Source organism: Streptomyces botrytidirepellens (assembly GCF_003721215.1).
GTDB classification, from domain to species: Bacteria; Actinomycetota; Actinomycetes; order Streptomycetales; family Streptomycetaceae; genus Streptomyces; species Streptomyces himastatinicus.
Map to the genome: position 1 here is coordinate 1 of NZ_RIBZ01000520.1, position 2469 is coordinate 2469.

A 2469-nucleotide genomic window follows, 5' to 3' on the forward strand; every position below is an offset into this window, starting at 1 on the left:
ACCAGCAGCCGACGTCGGTACGCGCCCGCCCAGCGCAAATCCTGACGCGCGTAGGCGCGGCACTTATGTGCCGGGATGGGGCTGTAGGCCGCATCAGCCTCCTGGCGCCAGATACGGGCGCTGTACAAGTGGCGGCGGGCCCGGATGCGCATGCGGTCGATCAGATGGGCTCGCGGGTAGACGGCCACGGTCATGTGTCCTCCTGTTGTTGCTGGCGGGCGTGGAGCTCGGCGCGCAGGGCGCGGGAGACCTCGTACAGGCGGGACCGGTCCGCGCGTGAGAGGTCCGCGTGTCCGCTGAGGTACACGGCCGCTCCCAGCTCCAGATTCAAGCGGTTGGTGTGCTGCACGCGGTGCACGCGCCGGCGGATGGCTGCGGAGCGCTCCCCCGTGTTGCCGGAGCCGGTCCCGGGCGCGCCGTGGGTGTGGCGGAGCAGGATACGCAGCGCTTCACGCTGCTGCTCGCCGGTCCACTCGGCCGCACCCTTGGGGGGCCCTTCCGTGTCTGTCATGGTCACTGGCCCCCGCCGGTGATGGGGGTGGTGTTCTGGTCGGGCCGGGGGGCGTAGGTGTCGGGGGCGAGGAGTTCGAGGGCGGCGGCGATGTGCTTGATCAAGGGTGAGGGAAGGTTCGCGTCCTTGAGCTCGGCGAGGGCGTCGCTGGGGGTCATGTCGTTGACCAGGAGCATGCGGTCGTAGTCGTTGATGTCGTCGGATGCCTTGTGCCATGCGGCCCTGCGGGTCTCCTCGAACAGTTGGTGTGCCACGTCAGCGGCCTGCTCGGCGTTCAGGGTGAGGGTGTTCTCGGTGGTCACGGATGGTGTCCCTTCAAAAGTGCTGGGCCGCTGGGCCGGGCGGCCCGGCAAGGTGGGGCAGGGCGGGGCGGTGGTCAGGTGGCGGTACGGGTGCCAGGTTTCGGTGAGCGGGAGGCGCTGTAAATGCCCCACTTGCAGCCGGTGCACAGCCAGGCGGGGCCCATGCTGATGCCGTCGTAGTGGTTCGGGTTGTGGTTCGGGTCGAAGTCGAAGACGGTGCAGCCCGCACATGGGGCACCGCTCCGGCTGGTCATCGGGCAAGCCGGGGGCCTGGTCCGGCACGTTCGACGCCTCGTCAGAGCCCCGGTTGCTGCCGTCGTCGATGTGGCTGGCGTCGGTCATGGGCGTCCCTTCCCTAGAACGGCGGGCTGGCGGCCGCGCCTGACTGCGCTGGGGCGTCGGGAAGCATGCGGCGCGGTGGTGCAAGGCACGCAAAGGCCGGTTGCAGTACGGGGCTTGGACGGCGGGAACACAGCGACGCGCGGACCCCCGGGGGGGTGCCTCGGGGGAGGGTCGTTGGGCAGAGCGATACCGTGCCGGGGCACCCCCGGGCCCGCGCCGGTGTGGTGGAGCCGGACGGGCCGGGGCCGGGGGCGGCAGGGTGAGGGGCTAGAAGGACGGTTCGTCGCAGGGATGGGGCGGCCTGACCCGGGTGCCGTAGTCCACCCAGGCGAACTAGTCCGCGTCCCTCTCCTGTGGCGCAAGAGCGCAGCGTGAACATTCCTCCCGCCCTGGCAGAGAGCCACAGATGCACATGCCGACCGGCGGTTCGTCATCATCATCGAGAGGGTCGACGGGCATGAAATCGTCGGTGGGGTTGTGGTGGAGGAGGTGGCCGCCGGGCGCGGTGGGACGGTAGGCGGGGTCCTGGGTGATGAAGGTGCCGAGGAAGGCCGCGCCGAGCGCCCAGGCCGCCAGGCAGTGTTCACGGGCGGCGGGGGTGATCGTGAGCCAGGCGGCGGCGTATGACCGGTCGCTGGCCGGTGTGGGGGCGCGGTCGATGAAGGTGCTGACGGTCAGGTGAGGGGCGAGAGAGAGGGTGCCGGTGAGGGCGCCGGGGTGGGTGCAAGCAAGGGGCTGCCACTCCCAGCGGACCGCCTCCGGGTCAGGGGCCGGAGCGTCGTGGAGCGTGGTGTGAAGGCGGCCGAGGGTGTTCAGAGCGGTGTACCAGCGCTGGCTGGGGGTCTGGGCCCGCACGGTGAAAGCGCCGGTGGTGCGGTCGATGGTGACGGCACCGGTGACCGCTGACGGACGCCGGGTGTGCTCCTGGAAACGCAGACCAACGGTGTCGTGTGTGTCATCAGCACTGGTCACCATGGACGGATCGGCCAGGTGAAGCGCGGAACACACCGCGTACCAGGCAGCAGTGACGTGAAGCGCCTTACGGAGGTCCTGACAAGTATCGAACACGAGCGGGAACTCTCCCTTGATCAAAGAGGCAGGCTAGGCCCCGTAGGGCACGGGCCAGTGAGGGGCTGGGGCTGCCTCTGGGCAGATGTTGGGGGCCGTGCGCCATGCCTTCGGGGCGTGGAGCGCAGCGGCCGGTGACAGCACTTTCAGGGACCGGACAGTTACCGCAGCAACCCCACCAGGACGCGGGTGTGGCGGAGGTGGCGGCGCATATGGGTCGGCCCCCTGGCGCGGCGATGGGGCACC

The 2469-nt window shown here is 70.1% G+C and carries 5 protein-coding genes; all 5 read right to left on the bottom strand.

What is annotated here, in order from left to right; genetic code table 11:
• On the bottom strand, positions 1–194 hold a 194-nt coding region (locus EEJ42_RS51985; protein WP_221179451.1), incomplete at its 3' end, for a hypothetical protein.
• The gene (locus tag EEJ42_RS32225) at positions 191–511 is read right to left on the bottom strand and encodes a hypothetical protein (protein WP_123105447.1); all 321 of its coding nucleotides are present in this window, start codon (positions 509–511) and stop codon (positions 191–193) included. The genes EEJ42_RS51985 and EEJ42_RS32225, both read right to left, overlap by 4 nt.
• 2 nt (positions 512–513) lie before the next feature.
• A complete protein-coding gene (locus tag EEJ42_RS32230) occupies positions 514–813 on the bottom strand; it encodes a hypothetical protein (protein WP_123105449.1) in 300 nt (99 codons plus the stop codon).
• A 74-nt stretch (positions 814–887) separates the two neighbouring features.
• Entirely contained in the window at positions 888–1067 is a 180-nt protein-coding gene (locus tag EEJ42_RS32235) for a hypothetical protein (RefSeq protein WP_123105451.1), read from the bottom strand.
• A gap of 421 nt (positions 1068–1488) precedes the next feature.
• On the bottom strand, positions 1489–2130 hold the full coding sequence (locus tag EEJ42_RS32240; RefSeq protein WP_123105453.1) for a hypothetical protein: 642 nt from the start codon (positions 2128–2130) through the stop codon (positions 1489–1491).
• Between the last annotated feature and the right edge of the window lie 339 nt (positions 2131–2469).

Excerpts from the sequence above, each read along its gene's own strand:
- EEJ42_RS32240 (WP_123105453.1), bottom strand. The coding sequence starts at position 2,130 with ATGGTGACCAGTGCTGATGACACACACGACACCGTTGGTCTGCGTTTC.
- EEJ42_RS32225 (WP_123105447.1), bottom strand. The coding sequence starts at position 511 with ATGACAGACACGGAAGGGCCCCCCAAGGGTGCGGCCGAGTGGACCGGC.
- EEJ42_RS32235 (WP_123105451.1), bottom strand. The coding sequence starts at position 1,067 with ATGACCAGCCGGAGCGGTGCCCCATGTGCGGGCTGCACCGTCTTCGAC.